The sequence below is a fragment of the Paraburkholderia aromaticivorans genome (genome assembly GCF_002278075.1).
Lineage (GTDB): Bacteria > Pseudomonadota > Gammaproteobacteria > Burkholderiales > Burkholderiaceae > Paraburkholderia > Paraburkholderia aromaticivorans.
Map to the genome: position 1 here is coordinate 2,002,359 of NZ_CP022989.1, position 24,583 is coordinate 2,026,941.

24 protein-coding genes are annotated in these 24,583 nt (G+C 62.5%); 15 read left to right on the forward strand and 9 right to left on the reverse strand.

The window, feature by feature from the left end:
• Positions 1 to 34: 34 nt before the first annotated feature.
• The 6 genes from purN (at position 35) to nadC (ending at position 6,942) form a co-directional block, all read left to right on the forward strand.
• The gene (gene purN, locus CJU94_RS09185) at positions 35 to 688 is read left to right on the forward strand and encodes a phosphoribosylglycinamide formyltransferase (protein WP_095418422.1); all 654 of its coding nucleotides are present in this window, start codon (positions 35 to 37) and stop codon (positions 686 to 688) included.
• Positions 685 to 1,944, forward strand: coding sequence for an RsmB/NOP family class I SAM-dependent RNA methyltransferase (locus CJU94_RS09190; protein WP_095418423.1), 1,260 nt, complete (start codon positions 685 to 687; stop codon positions 1,942 to 1,944). Before purN ends, CJU94_RS09190 begins: the two co-directional genes overlap by 4 nt.
• A gap of 73 nt (positions 1,945 to 2,017) precedes the next feature.
• The gene (locus CJU94_RS09195) at positions 2,018 to 3,373 is read left to right on the forward strand and encodes a mechanosensitive ion channel family protein (protein ID WP_095418424.1); all 1,356 of its coding nucleotides are present in this window, start codon (positions 2,018 to 2,020) and stop codon (positions 3,371 to 3,373) included.
• 203 nt (positions 3,374 to 3,576) lie between these two features.
• Positions 3,577 to 4,773, forward strand: a complete 1,197-nt coding sequence (locus CJU94_RS09200) for a DesA family fatty acid desaturase (protein ID WP_095418425.1) — start codon at positions 3,577 to 3,579, stop codon at positions 4,771 to 4,773.
• A 130-nt stretch (positions 4,774 to 4,903) separates the two neighbouring features.
• Positions 4,904 to 6,043, forward strand: a complete 1,140-nt coding sequence (nadA, locus tag CJU94_RS09205) for a quinolinate synthase NadA (protein WP_095418426.1) — start codon at positions 4,904 to 4,906, stop codon at positions 6,041 to 6,043.
• Positions 6,043 to 6,942 (forward strand): carboxylating nicotinate-nucleotide diphosphorylase, encoded by a 900-nt coding sequence (gene nadC / locus CJU94_RS09210; RefSeq protein ID WP_095418427.1) that lies wholly within the window; start codon positions 6,043 to 6,045, stop codon positions 6,940 to 6,942. The genes nadA and nadC overlap by 1 nt, the downstream gene beginning before the upstream one ends.
• A gap of 102 nt (positions 6,943 to 7,044) precedes the next feature.
• Here nadC and nadB read toward each other — a convergent pair whose 3' ends face one another.
• From nadB to radC, 4 genes are all read right to left on the reverse strand, one after another.
• Positions 7,045 to 8,643: an L-aspartate oxidase gene (gene nadB / locus CJU94_RS09215; RefSeq protein WP_095418428.1), complete on the reverse strand. Its 1,599-nt coding sequence runs from the start codon at positions 8,641 to 8,643 to the stop codon at positions 7,045 to 7,047.
• Between the two features lie 250 nt (positions 8,644 to 8,893).
• On the reverse strand, positions 8,894 to 9,061 hold the full coding sequence (gene rpmG, locus CJU94_RS09220; protein ID WP_007180630.1) for a 50S ribosomal protein L33: 168 nt from the start codon (positions 9,059 to 9,061) through the stop codon (positions 8,894 to 8,896).
• Between the two features lie 10 nt (positions 9,062 to 9,071).
• The gene (gene rpmB, locus CJU94_RS09225; protein ID WP_012434114.1) at positions 9,072 to 9,305 is read right to left on the reverse strand and encodes a 50S ribosomal protein L28; all 234 of its coding nucleotides are present in this window, start codon (positions 9,303 to 9,305) and stop codon (positions 9,072 to 9,074) included.
• Positions 9,306 to 9,544: 239 nt separating this feature from the next.
• A complete protein-coding gene (radC, locus tag CJU94_RS09230) occupies positions 9,545 to 10,324 on the reverse strand; it encodes a RadC family protein (RefSeq protein ID WP_095418429.1) in 780 nt (259 codons plus the stop codon).
• 211 nt (positions 10,325 to 10,535) lie between these two features.
• On the opposite strand from radC, the gene CJU94_RS09235 reads away from it, so the two are divergent.
• The 7 genes from CJU94_RS09235 to CJU94_RS09265 all read left to right on the forward strand — a co-directional run bounded on the left by CJU94_RS09235 (position 10,536) and on the right by CJU94_RS09265 (position 17,571).
• Entirely contained in the window at positions 10,536 to 10,991 is a 456-nt protein-coding gene (locus tag CJU94_RS09235; protein WP_075302429.1) for an FKBP-type peptidyl-prolyl cis-trans isomerase, read from the forward strand.
• A gap of 2 nt (positions 10,992 to 10,993) precedes the next feature.
• Positions 10,994 to 11,953: a 4-hydroxy-3-methylbut-2-enyl diphosphate reductase gene (ispH, locus tag CJU94_RS09240; RefSeq protein ID WP_095418430.1), complete on the forward strand. Its 960-nt coding sequence runs from the start codon at positions 10,994 to 10,996 to the stop codon at positions 11,951 to 11,953.
• A 541-nt stretch (positions 11,954 to 12,494) separates the two neighbouring features.
• Positions 12,495 to 13,694: a branched-chain amino acid ABC transporter substrate-binding protein gene (locus CJU94_RS09245; protein ID WP_095418431.1), complete on the forward strand. Its 1,200-nt coding sequence runs from the start codon at positions 12,495 to 12,497 to the stop codon at positions 13,692 to 13,694.
• 230 nt (positions 13,695 to 13,924) lie between these two features.
• The gene (locus CJU94_RS09250) at positions 13,925 to 14,875 is read left to right on the forward strand and encodes a branched-chain amino acid ABC transporter permease (RefSeq protein ID WP_012434109.1); all 951 of its coding nucleotides are present in this window, start codon (positions 13,925 to 13,927) and stop codon (positions 14,873 to 14,875) included.
• Positions 14,876 to 14,893: 18 nt separating this feature from the next.
• Positions 14,894 to 16,063, forward strand: a complete 1,170-nt coding sequence (locus CJU94_RS09255; protein WP_095418432.1) for an ABC transporter permease subunit — start codon at positions 14,894 to 14,896, stop codon at positions 16,061 to 16,063.
• Between the two features lie 18 nt (positions 16,064 to 16,081).
• Positions 16,082 to 16,855 carry an ABC transporter ATP-binding protein gene (locus CJU94_RS09260; protein ID WP_095418433.1) on the forward strand — a complete coding sequence of 258 codons (774 nt, stop codon included), beginning with the start codon at positions 16,082 to 16,084 and terminating at the stop codon, positions 16,853 to 16,855.
• Complete coding sequence (locus tag CJU94_RS09265) at positions 16,855 to 17,571, forward strand: ABC transporter ATP-binding protein (RefSeq protein ID WP_095418434.1); 717 nt, start codon at positions 16,855 to 16,857, stop codon at positions 17,569 to 17,571. The genes CJU94_RS09260 and CJU94_RS09265 overlap by 1 nt, the downstream gene beginning before the upstream one ends.
• Before the next feature lie 81 nt (positions 17,572 to 17,652).
• Here CJU94_RS09265 and CJU94_RS09270 read toward each other — a convergent pair whose 3' ends face one another.
• From CJU94_RS09270 to CJU94_RS09280, 3 genes are all read right to left on the reverse strand, one after another.
• The gene (locus CJU94_RS09270) at positions 17,653 to 18,126 is read right to left on the reverse strand and encodes a GNAT family acetyltransferase (protein ID WP_095418435.1); all 474 of its coding nucleotides are present in this window, start codon (positions 18,124 to 18,126) and stop codon (positions 17,653 to 17,655) included.
• Between the two features lie 18 nt (positions 18,127 to 18,144).
• Positions 18,145 to 19,329: an acetylornithine transaminase gene (locus tag CJU94_RS09275; protein WP_095418436.1), complete on the reverse strand. Its 1,185-nt coding sequence runs from the start codon at positions 19,327 to 19,329 to the stop codon at positions 18,145 to 18,147.
• Positions 19,330 to 19,783: 454 nt separating this feature from the next.
• On the reverse strand, positions 19,784 to 20,815 hold the full coding sequence (locus CJU94_RS09280; RefSeq protein WP_095418437.1) for a CDP-6-deoxy-delta-3,4-glucoseen reductase: 1,032 nt from the start codon (positions 20,813 to 20,815) through the stop codon (positions 19,784 to 19,786).
• A 95-nt stretch (positions 20,816 to 20,910) separates the two neighbouring features.
• Here CJU94_RS09280 and CJU94_RS09285 point away from each other — a divergent pair, with 95 nt between their 5' ends.
• Positions 20,911 to 21,936 carry an NAD-dependent epimerase/dehydratase family protein gene (locus tag CJU94_RS09285; RefSeq protein ID WP_095418438.1) on the forward strand — a complete coding sequence of 342 codons (1,026 nt, stop codon included), beginning with the start codon at positions 20,911 to 20,913 and terminating at the stop codon, positions 21,934 to 21,936.
• A gap of 139 nt (positions 21,937 to 22,075) precedes the next feature.
• On the opposite strand, the gene CJU94_RS09290 is transcribed toward CJU94_RS09285, so the two are convergent.
• On the reverse strand, positions 22,076 to 22,264 hold the full coding sequence (locus CJU94_RS09290) for a hypothetical protein (RefSeq protein ID WP_095418439.1): 189 nt from the start codon (positions 22,262 to 22,264) through the stop codon (positions 22,076 to 22,078).
• 167 nt (positions 22,265 to 22,431) lie between these two features.
• Entirely contained in the window at positions 22,432 to 23,142 is a 711-nt protein-coding gene (locus tag CJU94_RS09295) for a pseudouridine synthase (protein ID WP_095418440.1), read from the reverse strand.
• Positions 23,143 to 23,237: 95 nt separating this feature from the next.
• Here CJU94_RS09295 and CJU94_RS09300 point away from each other — a divergent pair, with 95 nt between their 5' ends.
• Complete coding sequence (locus CJU94_RS09300; RefSeq protein ID WP_095418441.1) at positions 23,238 to 24,491, forward strand: MFS transporter; 1,254 nt, start codon at positions 23,238 to 23,240, stop codon at positions 24,489 to 24,491.
• Positions 24,492 to 24,583: the final 92 nt, after the last annotated feature.

Here is a 24,583-nt window from a genome sequence, read left to right on the forward strand (position 1 = left end):
CGGTTTCGGTGTCCTCGAATGATAAAATCCGCGGATGAAAAAACTCGTCATCCTGATTTCCGGACGGGGAAGCAACATGGAAGCCATCGTTCGAGCCTGCTCGGACGAGGCCTGGCCGGCGCAAGTCGCCGCCGTGATTGCCAACCGTCCTGACGCCGCGGGCCTTGTGTTCGCGGCGTCGCACGGCATTGCCACGGCGGTGGTCGACCACCGCCAGTTTCCCGACCGCGACAGCTTCGACGCCGCGCTGGCTCGCCAGATCGACAGCTTCGCACCCGATCTGGTGGTGCTCGCCGGCTTCATGCGGGTGCTCACGGCCGGTTTTGTCGACCGCTACGCCGGGCGCATGCTGAATGTGCATCCGTCGCTGCTGCCGAGCTTTCCGGGTCTGAAAACCCATCAACAGGCGCTCGACGCGGGCGTGCGGCTGCACGGCGCGTCCGTGCATTTTGTCACGTCGCAGCTGGATCACGGGCCGATCGTGGTGCAGTCGGCGGTGCCCGTCGAGACGGGCGATACCCCCGCCACGCTCGCCGAACGCGTGCTGGCAACCGAACACATCATTTATCCACGCGCGGTGCGCTGGTTCGTCGAAGGGCGCCTTGCTCTCGAAGGGCTGCGTGTCACGCTTACGCCGCCGGAGCCGCAATGGCTCTTTGCCGGTCACACCGCCGGAGAGGGCGCATGAGATTGCATGGTTTTCTGATTGGACAAACCGAGACTTTGCTGGCCGAAGTCCTGAAATTCACCGGCCCCGCCGACGCCACCACGAGCCGTTTCTTCCGCGCTCACCCGAAGCTCGGGCACGGCGAACGCGGCGTGATTGCCGAGGCGGTTTTCGCGGTGCTGCGCCGCCGGATGGAATTCGCCCATCTGGCCGAGGGCGGCGCCGGCAGCCCGGCGCGCCGCATGGCGTTGCTCGGCTTGATGCAGACGGCGGGGCGTAACGCGCTCAAGCCTTTCGTGTCGGAACAGGAGTTGAGCTGGCTCGAACACGTCTCTAAGATCGACCCGGAAAGCCTGCCGCTGCGGATTCGCCTGAATCTGCCCGACTGGATCTATCAGGCGCTCAGCAAGCGGTTCGAGCCCGAAGAGCTGGCGCAACTGGCCGCGGCGCTGAACTATCCGGCGCCGCTGGATCTGCGCGCGAATCCGATCAAGGCAAGCCGCGACGACGTGCTGAATGCGCTGTCGAAGGCCGGCATCGAGGCCGGCGCAACGCCGTTCGCGCCGTTCGGCGTGCGCGTGGTCGGCAAGCCGCCGCTCACCAAGCTCGACGCGTTCCAGCATGGCTGGGTCGAGGTGCAGGACGAGGGCAGCCAACTGCTCTGCTCGCTGGTCGCGCCCAAGCGCGGCGAGATGATCGTCGACTTCTGCGCGGGCGCGGGCGGCAAAACGCTGGCGCTGGGCGCGGCAATGCGCTCCACCGGCCGGCTCTATGCGTTCGACATTTCCGAGCGGCGTCTTGCCAAGCTCAAGCCGCGCCTTGCGCGCAGCGGCTTGTCGAATGTGAATCCCGTGCTGATCGACAGTGAACACGACGCCAAGATCAAGCGCCTCGCGGGCAAGATCGACCGCGTGCTGGTCGATGCGCCGTGCAGCGGCCTCGGCACGCTGCGCCGCAACCCGGACCTGAAGTGGCGCCAGTCGCCGGATTCGGTGGCCGAACTGGCGCCGAAGCAGGCGTCGATTCTGGCGAGCGCCGCGCGGCTGGTCAAAAAGGGCGGCCGCCTCGTCTACGCCACGTGCTCGATTCTCGACGTCGAAAACGAAGCCGTGGTGCAGCAGTTCCTCGCCGATCATCCGGATTTCGCTCTGGTGCCGGCGCGCGACGTGCTGGCCGAGCAGCGCATCGATCTGGAAATGGGCGATTACCTTTCGCTGTGGCCGCACCGCCACGCCACGGACGGCTTCTTCGCCGCCGTGCTGGAACGCCAGAGCTAGGCGCAACAGGCATTTGCCGGCGCGCGGGTTCAATTCATGAACCTGTCCGCGCGCCGGCAAGTTCGGCGACATCATGCAAAACCATCTTTTCCCTCATATGTTCAGCGACCTCGCGCGCGACTTCGGACAGCCGGTGATCCTGTGGCAGGTCGGCGTCCTGCTCGGCACGCTGGCGATCGCGTGGCTGCTCGCGCGCCTGCTGCGCCGCGCGCTGGATCTGCGTCGCCTGACGCGCTACCAGACCTTGCGCTTCGGCGCGGAAAGCCTGAACCGCGCGTTTTTTCCGCTGATCGGCGCGATCCTCGTCTGGCTCGCGCGATCGATCGCCGGTCCGTTCATGCATACCGCGCTGCTCGATCTGGCCCTGGTGCCGCTATTCGGCATCGGTCTGATTTACATCGTGTTTTTCTTTGCGCGACGGGTTTTCAGCCACGACGGCGAAACTCATCCGTGGCTCTTTCTCGTCGAAAAGATCGTCTCGCTGATCGTCTGGATCGGCATGGCGCTCACCGTCATGGGCATTCAGGACGACGTGATCGCGTGGATGGCGAGCGTCCAGTTCCGCGTCGCCAACGCGCACATGACCCTGCTCTCGCTCATCACGGGCCTGCTGTGGGTGGGCGTGACGATGATCGTCGCAATGTGGCTCGGTTCAACCTTCGAAGACCGCCTGATGCGCTCGAACACGCTCGACGCCAATCTGAAAGTGGTGGTGGCGCGGGTCGGCCGGGCGGCCTTCGTGCTGGCGGCGGTGCTGATCAGCCTCTCGCTGGTCGGCATCGATATCACCGTGCTGGGCGTGTTCGGCGGCGCGCTGGGTGTCGGGCTGGGGTTCGGTCTGCAGAAGATCGCCAGCAACTACGTGTCGGGATTCATCATCCTGATCGACCGGTCGCTGCGCATCGGCGACACGATCAACGTGAGCGGCCTGCAGGGCATGGTCACGCAGATCCGCACGCGCTATACCGTCGTGCGCGGGCTGGACGGCATCGAGACCCTGATCCCCAACGAAAAACTGATTACCGACGTGGTGCAGAACCAGTCGTCGTACCTGACACGCGGATATGCGAAGTTGGCGGTGCAGGTCGCCTACACGTCCAATGTCGAGCAGGCCATGGCGCTGCTCGCGCAGGCCGCCGGCGGTGTGCCGCGCGTGCTGCAGGAGCCGGCGCCGACCGCCTATCTGGCGAGTTTCGGCGCGGACGGCATCAACCTCGAACTGGGGTTCTGGATCGAGGACGCCGCCACTGGAACCTCGGCCGTCCGCTCGGCTGTCAACCGCAATATCTGGCGTCTGTTCTCCGAACACGACATCTCGATTCCGTTCGCGCAACGCGAAGTGCGGATCGTCGGCAATGCCAGCGACGGGATGCCGCAACCGGTAATAATGACCGCGCCGCCGGTCAACCAAGCTGACAGCGCCCATTGACGGGCACTTCAAGCGCGCCGGCGGGTCTCAAAAGAGACCCTCGGCGCGTTCTTTCTGTTGATGCCGCACAAAAAATCCCTATTTGTTACAAACACTTGGAACGCTTCCAGTAGAATATCGTCCAATCCCGCTGTATGCTTTCACTTTCTTGACACGCGCAATTTGCGTGTATCTCGTACCTCTCGTTCCACAGGTAAATTGCCTTGTTGAATTCTTTGCTCGATTTTCTTGCCCACGGTCTCTTGCACTTCTCGTGGTGGCAACTCGTGCTGTACACGGCGATCGTGACACACATCACGATCATCGGCGTGACAGTCTATCTGCACCGCTGCCAGGCGCACCGCGCGCTGGAGCTGCACCCGGTCGTCAGTCATTTCTTCCGCTTCTGGTTGTGGATGACCACGGGCATGCTGACCGGCCAATGGGCCGCGATTCACCGTAAGCACCACGCCAAATGCGAGACGGAAGAAGATCCGCACAGCCCGCAAACGCGCGGCATCTGGAAGGTGCTGCTCGAAGGCGCGGAACTGTATCGCACCGAAGCGAAAAACGAAGAAACGATGCGCAAATTCAGCCACGGCACGCCGAACGACTGGATGGAACGCAACGTCTACACCAAGTACCCGATCCTCGGCGTGAGCCTGATGATGGTGCTCAACGTCGCGCTGTTCGGCGTCGTCGGTCTGACGGTCTGGGCCGTGCAGATGGTATGGATCCCGTTCTGGGCAGCCGGTGTCGTCAACGGCCTCGCGCATTTCTGGGGCTACCGCAACTTCAATTCGTCGGATGCCAGCACCAACATCTTCCCGTGGGGCATCATCATTGGCGGTGAAGAGCTGCATAACAATCACCACACGTATGCGACGTCGGCCAAGCTGTCGAACAAGTGGTACGAGTTCGATATCGGCTGGATGTACATCCGCATCATGTCCGCGTTCCGCCTCGCCAAGGTGAAGAAGGTGGCGCCCACGCCGCGTCTGACCACCGGCAAGCTGGTGCTCGATCAGGACACGCTGCAAGCCGTACTGGCCAACCGCTACGAAGTGATGGCGCGTTACGGCAAGGCGCTCAAGCGCGCTTATCGTCAGGAACTGGCGCATCTGAAGGAAGTCGGCGCGCGCGAGAAATACCAGCTCATGCGCGGCGCGCGTAGCTGGTTCCACAAGGAAGAAGCAGGTCTCGACGAACCGCAAAAGCGCCAGTTGCCGCAAATTTTCGCGAGCAGCCAGAAGCTCAAGACTTATATCGACATGCGCAACGAACTGGCTGCCATGTGGGAGCGCTCCAATGCATCGCGCGACCAGTTGCTGATTCAGTTGCAGGACTGGTGTCATCGCGCTGAGCAAAGCGGCATCAAAGCGCTGCAAGAGTTTGCGATGAGATTGCGCCGTTATGCCTGATAGCGAAATCCATTAAAATCTCAGTACGTCACAAAACCCCGCGTTGGCGGGGTTTTGCTTTTTGGGCCGCGCAAACTGCGACGACAACCGATTGACAGTCCGCGGCGGCAGAGCGAAGGCAGAGGAGATCATGGATCAGCAGGCGATCAGGAGCGTCGAATACGACCGGCCGCAGGCGCAGGGCACCACCTGCGGGATTGGGCAGGCGTGGGCGAAGGTGCCGGACATGCCGTCGGCGGATGAGAAGGTGGCGCTGAAGGCCCGCATCCGCGGATTGCTCGAGCGCGAGAAAGCGGTGCTTGTCGCGCACTATTATGTCGACGCGGAATTGCAGGAACTGGCCGACGAGACGGGCGGCTGCGTGGCCGATTCGCTGGAGATGGCGCGCTTCGGCCGCGATCACGACGCGCAGACGCTGGTCGTGGCGGGCGTGCGCTTCATGGGAGAGACGGCGAAAATTTTGAGTCCGGATAAACGCATTCTGATGCCGGATCTGGACGCGACCTGTTCGCTCGATCTGGGCTGCCCGGTCGATGAATTCTCGGCTTTCTGCGACGCGCACCCGGATCGCACGGTGGTCGTGTATGCGAACACGAGCGCTGCCGTGAAGGCGCGTGCGGACTGGATGGTGACGTCGTCGATCGGGCTGGAGATCGTTGCCGATCTGCATGCGCGCGGCGAAAAGATCATCTGGGCGCCGGACCGCCACCTCGGCAGCTATATCCAGAGCAAGACCGGCGCGGACATGCTGCTGTGGCAGGGTTCGTGTCTGGTGCACGACGAATTCAAAGGCATCGAACTCGATCTGCTGCGCGCCGAATATCCGGGCGCAAAGGTCCTGGTACACCCTGAGTCGCCGGCCAATGTGGTCGCGCAAGCGGACGTGGTGGGCTCCACCACGCAATTGATCGACGCCGCGCAAAAACTCGACGCGACGCATTTCATCGTGGCGACCGATCTCGGCATTCTGCACAAGATGCAACTCGCCGCACCCGGCAAGACCTTGATTGCCGCGCCGACGGCCGGCAACAGCGCGACCTGCAAGAGTTGCGCGCACTGCCCGTGGATGGCAATGAACGGTCTCGCCAATCTGGCCGATGTGCTCGAGCGCGGCCACAACGAAATCTTCGTCGATCGTGCGATCGGCGAGCGGGCGCGTCTGCCGATCGACCGGATGCTGGACTTCGCGGCGCGTCACAAGAAGCGCGTGCAGGCGAGTGGCGACCTCGCGCGCGACGCGAAGCTGTATTCGAACGTGGGGGCCGCGTAATGGCAGCGGTTGAGCGCAATCAAGGCGATGCGGTGTCGCCGCTGCTTGCTGAAATTCAGGCGCAGTACGGCGCGGCATTCGAAGCCGCGGTGGCGCGCAATGTTGCCGATGCACTTGCCGAAGACGTCGGCTCGGGTGATCAGACCGGCCGCCTCGTTCCTGCGGACGAGGTGCGTGACGCGCGCATCATTGTGCGTGAGGATGCGGTGCTATGCGGCGTGCTGTGGTTCAACGCGGTGCTACGGCAGGTCGATCCGCGTATCGAGGTCCAATGGCGCTATTGTGAAGGCGACCGGATGAAGGCCGATACGACGGTCTGTGAACTGCGTGGGCCTGCTCGCGCACTGTTGACGGCCGAACGCAACGCGCTGAACTTCCTGCAATTGCTGTCGGGCGTGGCGAGCGCCGCACGCCGATATGTCGATGCCATCGCTCATACGCAAACGCGCGTTCTCGATACGCGTAAGACTTTGCCTGGCTTGCGGCTCGCGCAGAAGTACGCGGTGCGCGTGGGTGGCGGGGCGAATCAACGTCTCGCGCTGTACGACGGCATTCTCATCAAGGAAAACCACATTGCCGCGGCTGGCGGCGTGGGCGCGGCCATGGACGCGGCGCTGGCGCTGAATGCGGGCGTGCCGATCCAGATCGAAGTCGAGACGCTCGAGCAACTGGAAACCGCGCTGGCTCATCGCGCGCAATCTATTTTGCTGGACAATTTTTCGTTCGATGCGATGCGTGAAGCGGTGCGCGTGACAGCGGGGCGGGCGGTGCTGGAAGTGTCGGGCGGCGTGAACTTCGACACGGTGCGCACGATTGCGGAAACCGGTGTGGATCGTGTGTCGATCGGTGCACTGACCAAAGACGTACGAGCAACGGATTACTCGATGCGGATTGTCTGACGTTCAAGCGCCAGCGGTCGCAGTCAATTAGCGAAAGGCCATCGCCGGATCATGCCGGCGATGGCCTTTGCGTTTCAGCCTGTTTTAGTCACACGTTGTTAATCACACGTTGCGGTTGCGGACATGCTCCGGCGAGAGCACGGTCGGCAGCGCCTTGGGCAATGTCGCCGGCCAGTCACGGCTGAAGTGCAAGCCACGGCTCTCCCGCCGCGAACGCGCGCCTTCAACGATCAATGACGCTACATCGACCAGATTGCGCAATTCGAGCAGGTCGCGGCTCACCTTGAAGTTCGCGTAATACTCGTGGATCTCGTCGCGCAGCAGGGCGAGCCGGTGCTTCGCTCGTGCGAGCCGCTTGTCAGTCCGTACGATGCCGACGTAATTCCACATCAACCGGCGCAGTTCGTCCCAGTTGTGCGCGACCACAACTTCTTCGTCCGGATCGGACACGCGGCTCTCGTCCCAATCCGGCAGCGGCGCATGGACGGCGGCGCTAAAACCTTCCTCTTCGATGGCCTGCGCTGCTGAGCGTCCGATCACGAGGCATTCGAGCAGCGAGTTGCTGGCCAGCCGGTTCGCGCCATGCAGACCCGTGCAGGACGTCTCGCCGACCGCGTAGAGTCCCGCCAGGTCCGTGCGCCCCGCCAGATCGGTCACGACGCCACCGCACGTATAGTGCGCGGCCGGCACGACTGGAATCGCTTCCTTGGTGATGTCGATACCGAATTCCAGGCAGCGCGCCAGAATGGTCGGGAAGTGTTCACGCAGGAATTCAGGCGGTTGATGGCTGATGTCCAGATACACGCAATCGATACCGCGCTTCTTGATTTCGAAGTCGATTGCACGCGCGACGATGTCGCGCGGCGCGAGTTCGGCGCGTTCGTCGTGGTTCGGCATGAAGCGCGTGCCGTCCGGCAGTCTGAGAATGCCGCCTTCGCCTCGCACCGCTTCCGAAATCAGAAACGACTTCGCATACGGATGGAACAGGCAGGTCGGATGGAACTGGATGAACTCCATATTCGACACGCGGCAACCCGCCCGCCACGCCATCGCAATGCCGTCGCCCGTCGCGGTGTCGGGATTCGTGGTGTAGAGATAAACCTTGCCCGCGCCGCCCGTGGCGAGCACGGTATGCGGCGCCTCGATCGTGACGGTGCGGCCGCTTTGCAGATCGAGCGCGTACAGGCCGTGGCAACGCCGTCCTGGCAAGCCGAGGCGGTCGGACGTGATGAGGTCGATTGCATAGTGATCTTCGAGCAGCGTGATGTTCGGATGACGGCGCACCCGTTCGCTCAGAGTGGCCACCACGGCATGGCCCGTTGCATCTGCCGCATGAATGATCCGGCGGTGGCTATGGCCGCCCTCGCGCGTCAGGTGGAAACCCAGCTCGGCTGCGTCGTCTTTGGTGAACGGCACGCCTTGCTCGATCAACCATTCGATCGCGGCGCGCCCATGTTCGACGATGAAGCGCGTGGCCGCTTCGTCGCACAGGCCGCCGCCGGCGATCAGCGTATCGCGCACGTGATTTTCAATGCTGTCCGCCGAATCCAGCACCGCCGCAATGCCGCCTTGCGCCCAGTCGCTCGCGCCTTCGGTCATGGATCGCTTGGCGACCACTGCAACCCGCCGGTTCTGCGCAAGATTGAGCGCCACGCTCAAACCAGCCAGACCGCTACCGACAATCGCCACATCGAATTCCATTGCCTACATCTCCGTCTTTTCGTTTTGCGATCGCGGCGTGCAATTTGCTCGCCGCTAAAACGAGAAAGGATACGCGCCGCGACGGACGAGGGAAAGCTGGCCAAACGGCATAAGACTGTTCGTCTTGGAGAATATGGAAAAACGGCGACGCAAAGGCCGGAACAAATGCGTGCCAAAAACAAAAAAGCCTCGCACGAATGCGAGGCTTTTTTGCATGTCTTTTGCCTTTGTCAGGCAGAGGAGCCAAGACTTACTTGATCTTGGTTTCCTTGTACTCAACGTGCTTACGGACGACCGGATCAAACTTCTTGATCAGCATCTTTTCCGGCATGTTGCGTTTGTTCTTCGTCGTCGTGTAGAAGTGACCCGTGCCTGCGGTCGATTCCAACTTGATCTTGTCGCGTGCGCCTTTTGCCATGATTTACTCCTTAGGCTTCGCCGCGTGCGCGCAGATCTGCGAGCACGGAGTCGATACCGTTCTTGTCAATCAAGCGCAGACCGGCGTTCGAAATGCGCAGACGCACGAAACGGTTTTCGCTTTCCACCCAGATACGGCGGCTTTGCAGGTTCGGCAAGAACCGGCGCTTGGTTTTGTTGTTCGCGTGGGAAACGTTGTTGCCGCTCATCGGCGCTTTCCCAGTTACTTGGCATACGCGTGCCATGAGAGCACTCCTAATACGCTAATTCTGAGTTCGAACGCCGTGAAAGTTTCCCGAAAAGACTCGCGCTGAGCTTGTGACAACTCTAGGCACGTTTCCTTTCCGGAACGCCTTGGTGGCTTCGGAACAGGGGGTTGGAAATAGGCAAACCGGAATTATAGCGGAAAAAAAGCCGCAAAATCAAACCTTATTTGCGATGCCAGACTCGGCACAGCGCCTGCGCGACGTTTGTCGATGACGTGTCACGGCCAGCCGGCGCGGGCAAAGGAGTAGACGCTGTCGGCGCCGATCACCAGATGATCGGCCAGTTGCACGTCGATCAGTGTGAGGGCGTCGCGCAGCGTGCGCGTCAAACGACAGTCGCTCGCGCTCGGCTGGACGGCGCCGGAGGGGTGATTATGCGCCACGATCAGGCTGGCCGCATTCAGGTTCAGCGCGCGCCGCACGATCTCGCGTGGATACACCGCCATGCGCGTGAGCGTGCCCTGGGCACTTTCTTCGCAGCGAATCAGCCGATGCCGGGCGTCGAGAAAGAGCGAGACGAAAACTTCCTGCGAACGCCCGCCGATCAGCAGACGCAGGTAGCTTTCCACGGCTTCGGGCGAATTCATCAGGGAGCGCGTACGCATTTTCCCGACTAGCGAGCGCCGTGCCATTTCCATGATGGCGAGCAGTTGCGCCTTTTTCGCTGGGCCAATGCCGCGCAGGCCGTCGAAATCCGTGTAGGTCGCGTCGAGCATCGCGCGCAGCGAGCCGAAGCGGTCGAGCAATGCACGCGCCACATCGAAGACGTCGTGGCCCGGCAGCCCCGAGCCCAGGATCAGCACGATCATTTCAGTATCCGACAGCACGCCGGGGCCATGTTCGATCAGCCGCTCGCGCGGCATGTCGTCTTTAAGCCATTTGCCTCGCACGAGCGGCACGGGCGCCGACGCGCCGCAGGCCGCCGCATCGAGCGCTTCGAGGTCGGGGGCCGCCGCGGCTAGGGGCGCCTCGTCAATCAGGGTGGCGTGATCTGGCATATATATCGTTGTCCTCCGTTTCGGGTTTGGGGTGCGGCTTAACGCTGCGGCCGCGCCGCGATGCGCGCGACTCGCGCGACTCGCGCAAGCCGCCGCCCGCTATGTGGCTTACAATAGGCGCTTTGCGCACGGCACCCCGACGGGTTTGCCACACGCGTCGACTGCGCCAGCGGCGCACGCGTGCAGCGCGCTTCGACTGAGCGAGCATTGCATGAGCATCATCGACATTTCCGAAGTGAAACCCGGTTCACACGTGACGCTTCACTACCGGCTTTCCCTTGCCGATGGCGCCGAAGTCATCAATACCTTCAACGACAAGCCGGCCACGCTGCTGCTCGGCGCCGGCCAGCTGGCGCCGCCGCTGGAAGATATTCTGCTGGGTTTGAAGGTCGGCCACCATTCGACCTTTCAGCTAGCGCCGGGCCAGGCGTTCGGGCCCCGCAATCCGGAATTGATCCAGCGGGTATCGCTTGCCACGTTGCGCGAAAACAGCATGATCGGCGAGGATTTTTCGCCGGGCGACCTGGTCGAATTCAACGCGCCGGGTGGCGGTCGCTACGCGGGCGTCCTGAAAGAAGTCGGCGAAACGTCCGCCCTGTTCGATTTCAACCACCCGCTTGCCGGCCAGGCGCTGGCGTTTGAAGTGAAAATCATCGGGATTCTGTAAACATGAGCATCACGGACACGACTCTTGCTGAAACCGAGATCCTGCTGGCGCAGCCGCGCGGGTTCTGCGCTGGCGTCGACCGGGCGATCGAGATCGTCGAGCGGGCTATCACGCTGCACGGTTCGCCGATCTACGTGCGTCACGAAATCGTCCATAACGCCTATGTGGTCGAGGATCTGCGCAAGAAGGGTGCGATCTTCATCGAACGGCTGGAAGAGGTGCCGCCGGGCAATACGGTCATTTTCAGCGCGCATGGCGTGTCGAAGGCCGTGCGTGCCGAAGCCGAGACGCGTGGGCTGCGGGTGTACGACGCCACGTGTCCGCTCGTGACCAAGGTGCATATCGAAGTCGCCAAGATGCGCCAGGACGGTTTCGACATCGTCATGATCGGCCATAAGGGTCACCCTGAAGTGGAGGGCACGATGGGCCAGGCGGGCGAGGGCATGCATCTGGTGGAAGACATCGAAGATGTGCAGGCGTTGCAGCTGGCCGATCCCGAGCGGATCGCCTTCGTCACGCAAACCACGCTGTCGGTCGACGACGCCGCCCAGATCATCGGCGCCTTGAAGGCCAAGTACCCGTCCATCCGCGAACCAAAGAAACAGGATATCTGTTACGCCACGCAAAACCGCCAGGACGCGGTGAAGTTCATGGCGCCACAATGCGACGTCGTGATCGTGGTCGGCAGCCCGAATAGTTCGAACTCCAACCGGCTGCGCGAACTGGCCGAAAAGCTCGGCGTGCCGGCCTATATGGTGGACTCGCCCGATCAGATCGATCCGGTCTGGGTCGAAGGCAAGCGCCGCATCGGCGTCACGGCCGGCGCCTCGGCGCCGGAGGTGCTGGCTCAGGCGGTGATCGCCCGTCTGCGTGAACTCGGCGTGCGCAACGTGCGCGCGCTGGAGGGCATCGAGGAAAACATCGCGTTTCCGCTGCCACGTGGTTTAGGCTTGCCGGCCTGACAATTCGCTGACTGCTGAAAGAAAGCGCGCCCGAGGGCGCGCTTTTTTTTGCGTCCGCACTTCATCCGCCTCGAATTAAATAAAGTGCCAGATCATTGCGGGAGGATGATTCTGGTGTCCTCTCGCACAAATTTCTTTGAAATGTGATCCGGTTTTTTATAGATTTATAACTGATGCGGCCCCGTTTTTAAGAGGGTTAAAGCGGCTCCGCGTTTTTTGGCGCACTAAGATAGTGCGTGCGTCTCGATATCTAGAGAAACGTCATACCTAATGCCGGGCACGCTGCAATCGGGCCTGCAGGAAAGTCGCCGCAACACTTGATGCCATGGGGCGCGACGCTGGTGCAACTGATGCACGAAAAACAGGCGCAACCTGGTTGCGCCTTTTCACCGATGTTGGTCTCAAAATAAGGTTGCAATGCAGGAAAACCCCACCGGTTCAACAATATTGCCCGTCGCAAAATTGGAGTTACAATGCGCGCGTTCTCAAGGCCTTAGGGTCCCCGAACAATAGATTTTGCAAGGCGCAGGAGACCTACTTAATGCGAGTCAAGTTTGCTTACGCCGTGTCCATCGCGGCCGCGGTCGTGTTGTTGACCGCGTGCGGCAAGAAACAGGATGGCGAGGCGGGAGCGGGTGCATCGGCGGCCAGGGCGGCCGCGGCACCGGCGAGTGAAGCGACTATCGTAAAGATCGGTCATGCGGCCCCTTTGACGGGCGGCATTGCGCACCTGGGCAAGGACAATGAAAACGGCGCGCGTCTGGCGGTCGAGGAAATCAATACGCAGGGTTTGACCATCGACGGCCACAAGATCCAGTTGGAGCTCGATGCGCAAGACGACGCCGCGGACCCGAAAACGGGAACGGCGGTCGCGCAAAAGCTGGTCGACGATCATGTGGTGGCGGTGGTCGGTCACCTGAATTCGGGTGTGTCGATTCCGGCTTCGAAGATTTATAGCGATGCGAGCATTGTGCAGATCTCGCCGTCGTCGACGAATCCGGCGTACACGCAACAGGGTTTCAAGACGACCTACCGGGTCGTCGCCACCGACGCGCAACAAGGTCCGGCGCTCGCCAATTACGCCACGAAGGCGTTGGGCGCCAAACGCATCGCGATAGTGGACGATGCAACCGCCTACGGTAAGGGGCTCGCGGACGAATTCGCGAAGACCGTACAGGCGAGCGGAGCGAAGATCGTCGCGCGGGAAGCGACGAACGACCGGGCCACGGATTTCCGGGCCATCCTCACAAAGATCAAGAGTGTTCAGCCGGACGCGATCATGTTCGGCGGCATGGACGCGACGGGCGGGCCGTTTACGAAGCAGGCGGCGGCGCTCGGTATCAGGGCAAAAATCCTTGGCGGCGACGGTGTGTGTACCGACAAGGTGGGTGAGCTGGCGGGAACCGCCGTGCAAAACCTGGTCTGTTCGGAGGCGGGACTCGCGCTTTCGAAAATGGACAAGGGAGCGGACTTCGAAAAGAAGTACGTGGACCGCTTCCACACACCGGTGCAGATTTACGCACCGTTCACGTATGACGCTGTGTACGTGATTGTCGATGCAATGAAGCGCGCTAATTCGATCGAGGCGCCCAAGGTGCTGGCTGCGATGCCGTCGACCGATTACAACGGGGTGATCGGTCACATCGCGTTCGACGACAAGGGTGATTTGAAAGAGGGCGCCATTACGCTTTACGACTTCAAGGACGGCAAAAAAGCGGTCCTCGACGTCGTGAAGATGTGATGACGGGACGTTCAGCCTGACGGCACCGAAACCACCCAACGGTGCCGTTTTTGCATCCGCCCAAGGCGAGCCCGCGACTGTCATCCAGTCGCCAAGGCGAACCGGCAGCGGATAACCCTTACCGGTCTTTTACATCAGTACCCGCAGTGCCGTTGAGATTGGCGTACCGCATCACCGCCCACCGGCTGATGAAGAACGCGAATCCAGTCGCACGGGCTAAGGAGCATTAAATGGATATTTTCATCCAGCAGGTTCTCAACGGGCTGGTGCTTGGCAGCGTTTACGCCATCATCGCACTGGGCTATACGATGGTTTACGGCATTCTGGGCATCATCAACTTCGCTCACGGCGATGTGTTGATGGTGGGCGCGATGGTTGCGCTCTCAGCCATAGGCGTGCTGCAGAACCACTTCCCCGGCCTCGGCAATGTGCCGACGCTCATCATCGCACTGATCATCGCGGCCATTGTGTGCGCGGCGGTCGGCTACACGATCGAGCGCGTGGCCTACCGGCCGTTGCGTAAAGCGCCGCGACTCGCCCCGCTGATCACCGCGATCGGCGTGTCGATCCTGCTGCAGACGCTGGCCATGATGATCTGGTCGCGCAACCCGCTGCCGTTCCCGCAGCTGTTGCCCACCGACCCGCTCAACGTGATCAAGGCCACGGACACGACGCCTGGCGCCGTGATCTCGATGACTGAAATCGTGATCATCGTGGTGGCGTTCCTCGTGATGGGCGGCCTGCTGCTGCTGGTTCACAAGACCAAGCTCGGCCGTGCGATGCGGGCGATCGCCGAGAACCCGGGTAACGCGTCGCTGATGGGCGTGAATCCGAACTTCGTGATCTCGGCCACCTTCATGATCGGCTCGGCGCTTGCCGCTCTGGCTGGCGTGATGATCGCGTCGGAATACGGCAACGCACACTTCTATATGGGCTTCATCCCCGGCCTGAAGGCCTTTACCGCGGCGGTGCTCGGCGGTATCGGCAATCTCGGCGGCGCGATGGTGGGCGGCGTGATTCTTGGCCTGATCGAACAGCTGGGCGCCGGCTATATCGGTAACCTCACCGGCGGTGTGTTCGGTAGTAACTATCAGGACGTGTTCGCCTTTATCGTGCTGATCATCGTGCTGGTGTTCCGTCCGTCGGGTCTGCTCGGCGAACGCGTGGCGGATCGCGCCTGATCCTGGGAGAAAGCAAACATGACCTCAATTCAACCGATCGAGCCGTCCACGACGCTCATCCCTGAAAAGAACCTCACCAAGACGCTGACGGTCGGCATCATCACCGCGATCTTCGTGATCGCGGCACCGATGATCATCGGCGCCGCAGGCGGCAACTACTGGGTCCGCGTGCTCGACTTCGCGATGCTGTACGTGATGCTCGCGCTCGGCCTCAACGTGGTGGTCGGCTTCGCCGGCCTGCTCGACCTGGGCTACATCGCGTTCTACGCGGTCGGCGCCTATACGTCCGCGTTGCTCAGCTCGCCGCATCTGGCCGCGCAGTTCGAGTGGATCGCGCATCTCGCGCCGAATGGCCTGCATGTGCCGTTCCTCATCATCGTGCCCTGTGCGATGGCGGTTGCCGCGTTCTTCGGCGTGATTCTCGGCGCACCGACGCTGCGTCTGCGTGGCGACTACCTCGCCATCGTGACGTTGGGCTTCGGGGAAATCGTGCGGATCTTCCTGAACAACCTCGACCGTCCGGTGAACATCACCAACGGCCCGAAGGGGATCACGGCGATCGACCCGGTGCACGTGGGCGACTTCAGCCTCGCGCAGACGCACTCGCTGTTCGGCTTCCAGTTCCCGTCGGTCTACTCGTACTACTACCTGTTCGTGCTCGCCGCGCTGTTGGTGATCTGGGTGTGTACGCGCTTGCAGCATTCGCGTATTGGCCGTGCATGGGCCGCGATCCGCGAAGACGAAATCGCCGCCAAGGCGATGGGCATCAACACCCGCAACGTGAAGCTGCTGGCGTTCGCGATGGGCGCTTCGTTCGGCGGCCTGTCGGGCGCGATGTTCGGTTCGTTCCAGGGTTTCGTGTCGCCGGAATCGTTCACGCTGCCGGAATCGATCGTGGTGCTGGCGTGCGTGGTGCTGGGCGGCATGGGCCACATTCCGGGCGTGATTCTCGGCGCGGTGCTGCTCGCCGTACTGCCGGAATTCCTGCGCTCGACCATGGGTCCGCTGCAGAACATGATCTTCGGCCATGAAATCGTCGATACGGAAGTGATCCGTCAGCTGGTCTACGCACTCGCGATGGTGCTGATCATGCTGTACCGCTCGGAAGGCTTGTGGCCGTCGCCCAAGCATGAAGACAAGATTGCGAAGCTGTCGAAGCGTAACGGCAAGAAGCCGGTGCGGATTTAACGGACAAGGAGAATAAATATGAGCGATAACATTCGACTGTCCGTAAAAGGCGTGAACAAACGCTTCGGCGGTTTGCAGGCGCTGTCCGATGTCGGGCTTGAGATCAAGTCCGGTCAGATTTACGGTCTGATCGGGCCGAATGGCGCCGGCAAAACCACGTTCTTCAACGTGATCACGGGTCTCTACACGCCGGATTCGGGCGAGTTCAAGCTCGACGGCGAAAACTACACGCCGACCGCCGTCTACCAGGTGGCAAAGGCCGGCATCGCGCGTACGTTCCAGAACATCCGTCTGTTCGGCGGCATGACCGCATTGGAAAACGTGATGGTCGGGCGCCACGTGCGCACCAAGCACGGCCTGCTCGGCGCGGTGTTCCAGACGCCCGCGGAACGCAAGGAAGAGCGCGAGATCAAGGAGCGCGCGATCGAACTGCTGGAATACGTCGGCATTGCGCAGTACGCGGACTACACGTCGCGCAATCTGTCGTACGGCCACCAGCGCCGCCTCGAAATCGCCCGTGCACTGGCAACGGATCCGAAGCTGCTTGCGCTGGACGAACCGGCCGCCGGCATGAATGCGACGGAAAAGGTCGAGCTGACCAAGCTGCTCGACAAGATCCGCGCGGACGGCAAGACGATCCTGCTGATCGAGCACGACGTGAAACTCGTGATGGGTCTGTGCAACCAGATGACGGTGCTCGACTACGGCAAGGTGATTGCCCAGGGTCTGCCGCAGGACGTGCAGAAGGATCCGAAGGTGATCGAAGCTTATCTGGGTGCGGGGGTCCACTAATGGCAACGGCAATGTTGAAAATCAAGGGCCTGCAGGTCAATTACGGCGGCATTCAGGCAGTCAAGGGCATCGATCTCGAAGTCGCGCAGGGCGAACTGGTCACGCTGATCGGCGCGAACGGCGCGGGCAAGACCACGACGATGAAGGCGATCACGGGGCTTAAGCCCTACACGATCGGCGACATCGAGTACATGGGCGAGTCGATCAAGGGCATTCCGCCGCATCTGCTGCTCAAGCGCGGCCTCGCGATGGTGCCGGAAGGCCGCGGTATCTTTGCGCGCATGTCGATCGTCGAGAACATGCAGATGGGCGCTTATCTGCGTACCGACACGGACGGCATCAAGGCGGACGTGGATCGCATGTTCGGCTTCTTCCCGCGTCTGAAGGAGCGCGCCACGCAATACGCGGGCACGCTCTCGGGCGGCGAACAGCAGATGCTGGCGATGGCGCGCGCGATCATCTCGCGTCCCAAGCTGTTGCTGCTGGACGAACCGTCGATGGGTCTGTCGCCGATCATGGTCGAGAAGATCTTCGAAGTGGTGCGGGCGATTTCGGCTGAAGGCATGACCGTGCTGCTGGTCGAGCAGAACGCGCGTCTCGCGTTGCAGGCGGCCAATCGCGGCTACGTGATGGACTCGGGTCTGGTCACCATGTCGGGCGACGCGAAGCAGATGCTGAATGATCCGAAGGTGCGGGCAGCTTATCTGGGTGAATAAGCCGGGTTAGTTTGCCTGGCGTAAAAGAAAAGGTCGCATGCGAAAACGCATGCGACCTTTTTTATTGGGCGTGGCGTGAGGCTACACGGTGGCTGCCACCGGATCCGCAAATTTACCCAGACGCTTGCCGAGACTGATCACCGCGTCGGCGCGATAACCGAGCGCCTCGTAAAACGCGCGGACGTCGGCCTTCGCGGACAAAACCTGCAGATTCAGCTTCGGGCAGCCACGTGCTGTCAGCGTCTTTTCGACATGCGCGACGAGGCGCGTGCCGATGCCATGCCGACGCAGCGACTCATCCACCGCAAGCGAATACAGCCAGCCGCGGTGGCCATCGTAGCCGCCCATCACCGTGCCGACGATCCGCTCTTCCAGCACCGCGACAAAGAACAGTTCCGGCTGCGTCGCCAACTTGTTGGCGATCGACAGATGCGGATTGCGCTGCGGCCTCGTGACGTCCCTGTACTCGGGGAAGGCTTGTTGCCACAGCGCGACCACGGCATCGGTGTCGCTCGCTTCGAAGCATCGGATCGACAGCGTTGCGCTCGACGTCATACACGCAGTCCCGTTCGATTACAGCGTGTCGAGAATCGAACGCAGCATCGCCATCATCTGGTCGATTTCTTCGTGGGTCACATTCAGCGCCGGCATGAAGCGCAGCAGGTTCGGACGCGCCGCGTTCAGCAGCAGACCGTCAGGCTGCATGTCGCGCGCCTTTTCGACGATCTGGTTGCCGATATCCTTGCCGAGCAGCAGCGCGCGCAGCAGGCCTTCGCCGCGTTCGCCCTTGAAGCCGCGTTCTTCCGACAACTCCAGCAGTTTCGAGCGCAGATACTCGCCACGCGCCCGCACGCCTTCGAGAAAGCCCGGCGCCGCGAGTTGCGAAATCACCGAGTAGCCGACCGCGGTCATCAGCGGATTGCCGTTGTAGGTGCCGCCCTGGTCGCCTGCTTCGAACACGGCGACGTGCGCTTTCGAGAGCAGCGCGGCGAGCGGCACGCCACCGCCAATGCCCTTGCCGAGCGTCATGATGTCCGGTTCGATGCCCGACAGTTCGTACGCGAACAGCGTGCCCGCGCGGCCGCAGCCGCTTTGCACTTCGTCGACGATCAGCAGCAGGTTGTGCTTTTTCGTCAGCTCGCGCAGTTGCTGCATGAACTCGCGCGTGGCGGGAATCACGCCGCCTTCGCCCTGGATCGGTTCGAGCATCACGGCCACGGTCTTCGCGTTGATGAGCTTTTCCACCGATGCGATGTCGTTCAGGTCCGCCTTCGGAAAGCCCGGCACTTGCGGTGCGTAGATCGTGTCCCAGCCCGGCTTGCCGCTGGCCGACATGGTGGCGAGCGTGCGGCCGTGGAAGCTGTGATCGAACGTGATGATCTCGAACGCGCCGTCCTTGAACTTCTTGCCCCATTTGCGCGCGAGCTTGATCGCGCCTTCGTTGGCTTCGGCGCCGCTGTTCGCGAAGAACACCTTGTCGAAACAGCTGTGTTGCGTGAGCAGGCCGGCGAGTTTCGCCATTGGCTCGTTGTAGAAGGCCGGCGACGGGTTGATCAGCAATTGCGCCTGTTTGTTCAGCGCTTCGATCATGCCGTCGTTGCAGTGACCGAGACTGTTGACCGCCCAGCCCTGGATGAAGTCCAGATATCGCTTGCCGTTGTTGTCGTAGAGCCACGAGCCTTTGCCGTGCGTGAAGACGATTTCGGGCCGGTTCGTGATGTACATCAGCGACTCGATCGGATACTCATTGAAATTCATGACGACAGGCTCCAGACAACGGCGGTGAAGGGTGGATGAAGTTTGGCCAGCTACAAATAAGAGCCGAAAAAAACAGAAAAGCCACGGCATGCCGTGGCTTTCATGATTCGAACAGCTTGCGCCTTTGTGTGGCGCGAATCCGTGACGAAGCCAGCGGCGTCCCTAGGGAAGCGGCGAGCGGCGACGTCGAAGTTCGGACTGGATGCGGTTCATGCGCGAAAGAATACGACAAGGAAAGCGCTGATGTAAACCATGAATTTGCGTCGGACGGATATTTTTTCCATCATGCAAAGCCGTGTGGCTCGCCGATTATGAGACGCCCGGCTGACTAAAATGTGACGGCGATCGTTTGAACACTGTTTGGCGGACAAGACTCGCGTGGCCACGGATCTAGCCGCGTTTCCAGAACCACGCCCCCGCGAGCATCGGCGCTTACGCGCCGATGCCGCCCAGCTCAAACCGGGTTGGCCAGATCCGCTGCGCTCGTGAACGAATCCGCGTAGAACTCGTCTTCCGGCAGCCCATGATGTTGCGTGAAATCGCGTTGCGCAGATTCCACCATCACCGGCGCGCCGCATGCATACACCTGGTAGGCCGACAGGTCCGGCAAGTCCTCGAGCACCGCGCGATGCACGAAGCCGACGCGGCCCGTCCATGCGTCGCTCGCGTCCGGCTCCGACAGCACCGGCACGAACTTGAAATTCGGAATCTCGCGCGCCCATTGCTCGGCGAGCTCGAGCAGATACAGATCCTTCTTGCGGCGTGCGCCCCAGTACAGCGTCATGGGCCGGTTCAGGTTCTTGAACACGGCGTGCTCGATGATCGCTTTCAGCGGCGCGAAGCCCGTTCCCGACGCGAGCAGCACGATCGGCTTGTCCGAATCTTCGCGCAGGAAGAACGTGCCGAGCGGCGCTTCGAAACGCAAAATGTCGCGCTCTTTCATGGTGTTGAACACATGATCCGTGAAGGCGCCGCCGGGCATGTGGCGAATGTGCAATTCGATCGGGCCTTCCGTGTGCGGCGCGTTCGCCATGGAATAGCTGCGGCGCTTGCCGTCTTTCAGAATGAATTCGAGGTACTGGCCGGCGAGATATTGCAGACGCTCGTTGGCGGGCAATTGCAGCTTCAGCACGATGACGTCGTCGGCCTTGCGCTCGATCGCGTTCACGCGGCACGGCAGTTTCTTGACCTGCACGTCGCCCACGCCAGCCACTTCCCGAATGTCCACTTCGAGATCGGTGCAGGCAGTCGCGCAGCAGAAGAGCGCCATGCCGCGCGTCTTTTCGTCGTTCGACAAAGCGGACGACGAATGCGCACGCTGCTCGATTTCGCCGCTGACCACCGTGCCTTTGCATGAGCCGCAAGCGCCGTTCTTGCAGCCGTACGGCAGGCCGATGCCCTGGCGCAAGGCGGCGCTCAGCACCGGTTCGTCCTGTTCCACCTGAAACTGCCGGCCGCTTTGCCGGAGCGTGACGTTAAATGCCATAGAGTGTTCGAAATCGAAAAGTCGGTAATCGTTATCGGGCTTGCCGTCGCCAGCGCGCGGTACCTTCCGCGCTTGGCGGCTACAATGCGTCCACCATGAAAGCGACACGAAACTTCCGCCGGCCACGTGTGTTAATCGTAGGTTGCGGCGATGTCGGCATGCGCTGCGTGCCCTTGCTGCAGCCGCGCGCGCATGTCTTTGCGCTGACCAGTCATGCCGGTCGCCGCGCCGAATTGCGCGCTGCCGGCGTCACGCCGCTGGTCGGCGATCTCGATGTGCGCCGCAGCCTGAAACGGCTCGCCGGCCTCGCGCCAACAGTGCTGCATCTCGCGCCGCCGCAGAAAACCGGCGACGACGACCGCCGTAGCCGCGCCCTGCTTGCCACGCTGGGCACACAAGGCGCTTCAGCGCTGCGGGCCGCGCGGGGCAGGGTGGCGCCGGTCGGGCGGCTGCGCCGCGTTCGTGCCTCGTGGGCGGAATCTGAAACAGCCGGTATTGTACCCGACAGGGTGCGCCGGGCCGCCGCTTCGCCCGCACCCGTGCGCCTCGTGTACGCGAGCACCACGGGCGTCTATGGCGACTGCGGCGGCGCGTGGATCGACGAGACGTGCGCGACGCGGCCGGCGAACGCGCGCGCCAAGCGCCGCGTCTCTGCCGAGCGGCAATTGCGGCGTGCGACGGCGCGCGGCAGTGTGGCGGCAAGCATCGCGCGCATTCCCGGCATTTATGCGGGCAACCGTCTGCCGCTCGCGCGGCTCGAAAAAGGCACGCCGGCCCTGATCGACGCCGACGACGTCTACACCAACCACATTCACGCGGACGACCTGGCCGCGATCCTCGTGCGCCTCATCACGCATGGGCGGCCGGGGCGCGTGGTCCACGCGTGCGACGACTCATCGCTAAAAATGGGCGAGTACTTCGACGAGGTGGCCGACGCGTTCGGCCTTCCGCGCGCGCCGCGCATTACACGGGCCGAAGCGGAGCAGCGGATCGAGCCGACCTTGCTGTCTTTCATGCGTGAATCGAGGCGGCTGTTGAACCGGCGCCTCAAACAGGAATTGAACGTGCGCTTGCGCTATCCGAGCGTGGAAGATTTTTTGCGTGAAGGCGTGAAGGCGTGAAGGCGTGAAGGCGAAGGCCGCCACGCAGGCTTCAAAGAAAGTAGAAAGACGCGGCAAACAAGCCGCCACCCGGGGCACCGCCCGGACAATCCCGCCCGCGCCGCGCCCCACTGCGTTGGCGCCGCGCGGCCTCGCGCGGCTACGTGAGCGCGGGCAATGCTTCCAGCAGCACGAAACACAGCATCGCGCCGATCAATGCGCCGATCAGGTTCGGATGATACTTGTGCCGCAACCGCATGACGACCAGCATTGCGCCGATCAGAACCAGTCCGAGGCACAGAAAAGCAACCATCACGGACGAAACCTGGAAACTGTCGTGGATGACCATGGCGCCCCTCCTTGAACTCTTTGTAGTCTTTGTTTAAACGAGTATAGGGCGACCTGTAAGCAAGATCATGCTGCGACGCAGCGCGCGAGCGGCCGCCACGCGCGCTGTGTGCGCAGCCGCGCATGCGTTTTCCTGTTGCATCAAGGCCTTAAAGGGGCGCTACCGGTTTACCCGCTCCGTAGAGATCCGAGGTCGGTTTCGTCGAGCCATTGCCACGCGCCCGGCGCAAGTGCTTCGGGCAACGCGAGTCCGCCGATCCGCTCGCGATGCAGTGCCTCGCACCGGTTGCCCGCCGCCGCGATCATCCGTTTGACCTGGTGATACTTGCCTTCCATCACGGTGAGCGCGAGCGTGTGATCGCCGCGCGCCGCTACGTCGATTGCGGCAATCGGTCTGGCCTCGCCGTGCAGCAACACGCCGTCGCGCAGCGCGCTTAGCTGCGCGTCGTCGACGGGATGGCGCGTGGTCGCGACATACACCTTCGGCACTTTGCGTTTCGGCGATGTGAACAGGTGCACGAACTTGCCGTCGTCGGAGAGGAGTAGCAGGCCCGTCGTGTCCTGGTCCAGCCGCCCGACACACTGCACGCCGCGCTCGGCGAACTGTGGCGGCAACAGGCTGAATACGCTCAGGTGATGTTGCGGATCGCGCGAACATTCGTAGCCCGCCGGCTTGTTCAGAAGCAGATAGGCGTGCTCGCGATACGGCCAGACGACGCCGTCCACGGTGAAGGAGAACGTAGCGTCGCCGGTGGGGAAATCGGCGTCGGCATCGGTGCGGACAACGCCGCCGACGCTCACGCGAGCGTCGGCGATCAGCGCGCGGCATTGACGGCGCGAGCCGAACCCTTGAGTGAAGAGAATGCTTTCGAGATTCATGGCGAGCGAAGAATAACACCGCAAGAAGCGGAGCGCCCCGCGGCGCGAGTCGGACCACGATGACCTCCTTCATGTCCCGTCGCAGGAGTTCGTCGATGCACGCCACCTCGTCCGCTTCATCCGCGCAGCGTCTGCCGGCCGCATTTCAGCGGCTCGCGTGGTCGAATCTGGTCGCGCAATCCGCCGAGCAGATCAGCCTCGCCGCCGCACCGCTCGTGGCGGTTTTCGCACTGGGCGCCGATGCGCGCGACACGGGTTTGCTGCAAACCGCGCAGACGCTGCCGTTCCTGTTGCTGTCGATCCCGCTCGGCGTGTGGGCCGACCGCCGCTCGCGCCGCACGCTGATGACGCTCGCCGAAAGTGTGCGGGTATTCGCGATGCTATGCGTGCTTCTGCTCTTGATCTCACATGCGCTGAGCCTGCCGCTGCTCGCCGCGCTCGGCTTCATCGCCGCGACCGGCACGGTGGCCTACAACGTCGCGGCGCCGTCGCTCGTGCCCGCGCTTGTGCCGCGTGAAGCGTATGCTGGCGCGAACGGCCGGCTCGAACTTGCGCGCAGCGTGGCGTATGCGGCCGGACCGGCGCTCGGCGGGCTGCTGGTCGGCTGGATCGGCGCGGCTTGGGCATATGGCTGCGCGGCCGCGCTGTCGGCGCTGGCGGTCGCGTTGCTGGCGGGCTTGCGTGAACCGCCGCGCGCGGCCGCGCCGCAGCGGCACTTCATGCTCGAGCTGCGCGACGGAACGCGTTTCGTGCTGCGCGATGCGCTGCTGCGTCCCATGCTCGCGACCGCCGTGTTCTTCAACCTCGGCTTCTTCGTGCTGCAAGCGGTCTATGTGCCGTACGCGGTGCATCGGCTGGGTCTGAGCGCCTCGGCGGTCGGGGTGACGCTCGGCGCCTACGGTGTCGGCATGGTGTGCGGCGCGCTGGCCGCGCCCGCCATTGCGCGACGCGTGGCATTCGGCCGCGTGTTGATCATCGGGCCGTCATGCGGCTTGCTCGCCTCGCTCGTGATGGTGGCGACACTCGTCGTGCCGGCGTTCTGGCTGGCAATGGCGAGCTTCTTCCTGCTCGGCGCCGGCCCGATTCTGTGGGTGGTCGGCTCGACCACGCTGCGCCAGGCGATCACGCCCGAACGGATGATGGGTCGCGTATCCGCCCTCAACAGCACCGCCACGTACGGCGCGCGGCCGCTCGGCGCATTGCTCGGCGCGGCGATCAGCGCGCGCTGGGGCATGGACGCGTGTCTGGTCGCGGCGGTAGCGGCCTTCCTCGTGCAGGCGCTGATCATCGTCATGTCGCCGGCGGCGCGGCTTGCCCGTATCCCGGAGCAACACGCCGCGGTCTGCTGAAAAACGATTTTCATGCTGCGTCATGCTGGCGCGGGTGAAGGCGTCTGTGGCGCGCGGCGCCTCCGTGAAAACCCTCGAAAATGAAAATGAAT

Bases quoted from the DNA above. Each gene is read 5' to 3' on its own strand.
- rpmG (WP_007180630.1), bottom strand. From the start codon at position 9,061: ATGGCAAAAGGCGCACGCGACAAGATCAAGTTGGAATCGACCGCAGGC.
- nadA (WP_095418426.1), top strand. From the start codon at position 4,904: ATGGATCAGCAGGCGATCAGGAGCGTCGAATACGACCGGCCGCAGGCG.
- CJU94_RS09255 (WP_095418432.1), top strand. From the start codon at position 14,894: ATGACCTCAATTCAACCGATCGAGCCGTCCACGACGCTCATCCCTGAA.
- CJU94_RS09300 (WP_095418441.1), top strand. From the start codon at position 23,238: ATGCACGCCACCTCGTCCGCTTCATCCGCGCAGCGTCTGCCGGCCGCA.
- CJU94_RS09280 (WP_095418437.1), bottom strand. From the start codon at position 20,815: ATGGCATTTAACGTCACGCTCCGGCAAAGCGGCCGGCAGTTTCAGGTG.
- CJU94_RS09195 (WP_095418424.1), top strand. From the start codon at position 2,018: ATGCAAAACCATCTTTTCCCTCATATGTTCAGCGACCTCGCGCGCGAC.
- CJU94_RS09290 (WP_095418439.1), bottom strand. From the start codon at position 22,264: ATGGTCATCCACGACAGTTTCCAGGTTTCGTCCGTGATGGTTGCTTTT.
- nadC (WP_095418427.1), top strand. From the start codon at position 6,043: ATGGCAGCGGTTGAGCGCAATCAAGGCGATGCGGTGTCGCCGCTGCTT.
- CJU94_RS09270 (WP_095418435.1), bottom strand. From the start codon at position 18,126: ATGACGTCGAGCGCAACGCTGTCGATCCGATGCTTCGAAGCGAGCGAC.
- CJU94_RS09295 (WP_095418440.1), bottom strand. From the start codon at position 23,142: ATGAATCTCGAAAGCATTCTCTTCACTCAAGGGTTCGGCTCGCGCCGT.
- CJU94_RS09245 (WP_095418431.1), top strand. From the start codon at position 12,495: ATGCGAGTCAAGTTTGCTTACGCCGTGTCCATCGCGGCCGCGGTCGTG.
- CJU94_RS09250 (WP_012434109.1), top strand. From the start codon at position 13,925: ATGGATATTTTCATCCAGCAGGTTCTCAACGGGCTGGTGCTTGGCAGC.
- CJU94_RS09285 (WP_095418438.1), top strand. From the start codon at position 20,911: ATGAAAGCGACACGAAACTTCCGCCGGCCACGTGTGTTAATCGTAGGT.
- CJU94_RS09275 (WP_095418436.1), bottom strand. From the start codon at position 19,329: ATGAATTTCAATGAGTATCCGATCGAGTCGCTGATGTACATCACGAAC.
- CJU94_RS09260 (WP_095418433.1), top strand. From the start codon at position 16,082: ATGAGCGATAACATTCGACTGTCCGTAAAAGGCGTGAACAAACGCTTC.
- ispH (WP_095418430.1), top strand. From the start codon at position 10,994: ATGAGCATCACGGACACGACTCTTGCTGAAACCGAGATCCTGCTGGCG.
- purN (WP_095418422.1), top strand. From the start codon at position 35: ATGAAAAAACTCGTCATCCTGATTTCCGGACGGGGAAGCAACATGGAA.
- rpmB (WP_012434114.1), bottom strand. From the start codon at position 9,305: ATGGCACGCGTATGCCAAGTAACTGGGAAAGCGCCGATGAGCGGCAAC.
- CJU94_RS09235 (WP_075302429.1), top strand. From the start codon at position 10,536: ATGAGCATCATCGACATTTCCGAAGTGAAACCCGGTTCACACGTGACG.
- CJU94_RS09265 (WP_095418434.1), top strand. From the start codon at position 16,855: ATGGCAACGGCAATGTTGAAAATCAAGGGCCTGCAGGTCAATTACGGC.
- CJU94_RS09190 (WP_095418423.1), top strand. From the start codon at position 685: ATGAGATTGCATGGTTTTCTGATTGGACAAACCGAGACTTTGCTGGCC.
- radC (WP_095418429.1), bottom strand. From the start codon at position 10,324: ATGCCAGATCACGCCACCCTGATTGACGAGGCGCCCCTAGCCGCGGCG.
- nadB (WP_095418428.1), bottom strand. From the start codon at position 8,643: ATGGAATTCGATGTGGCGATTGTCGGTAGCGGTCTGGCTGGTTTGAGC.